Below are 976 nucleotides of genomic sequence, written 5' to 3'. Positions count from 1 at the left end.
GCACCTCTTCCAGCATTAATGAAAATGGCAGATTGCTTCATTTTCTCAAACTCATCGCGACCGAACATCCCCTGCGTTTCTGGAGTTAAAGGTGCCAGGTTGACAACAAAGTCCGCTTTCTCGATCAGCTCATCAAATTCAGCGTGAATGACCCCAAGATTTTTCTCTGACTCCAGCTTGCGTGTCCGGTTATGGTAAAGCACTTCCATATCGAACCCTCTCGCTCTTTTGGCTACTGCTTCACCGATGCGTCCCATGCCAACAATGCCGATCCTTTTATGGTGAACATCAGTACCAGCGAGCAGCAGCGGGCTCCAGCTGTTCCATTTTCCGCTCTTCACATACTCTGCAGCTTCTACAATCCTTCTGGCAGACGCTAGAATAAGAGCAAACACAAGATCTGCAGTGGTGTCGGTCAATACATCAGGTGTATTGGTAATCGTTACTCCGTGCTTCTTGGCGGCATGCAAATCGATATTATCGTAGCCGACCGCAACATTCGCCACCACTTTCAGAAACGGTAATGACAAGATCTCTTCATCGATTTTATCTGAAAGCATAACAAGAAGAGCATCTGCTTCTGCCGCTTCCTTCACCAGCACGTCCCTTGGAACGGCTTGATCCTCGCTGTCCCACATTTTAATATGTGCTGCTTGAGACAAAGCGTCGAGCGTCTCTTCTGGAAGCTTTCTTGTTACATAAACGTATGGCTTTCTCATTACACCACTCCTTTTCCTTATTTTCTCATGATGCCCTTCATCCCGCAAAGAACTTTTGGGGGTACGGTACCGCAAACAATTATATGCTGGCTTTAAGCCAAACGGACTGTGGCGGTACCGTACCCCCAGATTTCCCTTGCATGAAAAAAGTTGCATGAAAAAAGGAGAGCAGTAGGTGCTCTCCTTAATATGGTGTTGACAGCCAGTCAACGATAGGAATATTAAGTTCCTTCACAGGCAGCCCGATCGCTCTGTAG

1 protein-coding gene is annotated in these 976 nt (G+C 47.1%); it reads right to left on the bottom strand.

The genetic code is table 11. The features are described 5' to 3' along the window. Positions 1-719 (bottom strand): 2-hydroxyacid dehydrogenase (locus tag CGZ90_RS20240; protein WP_094254262.1); only part of this gene is annotated, 719 nt, incomplete at its 3' end. Positions 720-976: the final 257 nt, after the last annotated feature.

The sequence above is a fragment of the Fictibacillus aquaticus genome (genome assembly GCF_002245695.1).
GTDB lineage: Bacteria > Bacillota > Bacilli > Bacillales > Fictibacillaceae > Fictibacillus > Fictibacillus aquaticus.
This window is presented reverse-complemented; position numbering and strand designations above follow the sequence as displayed.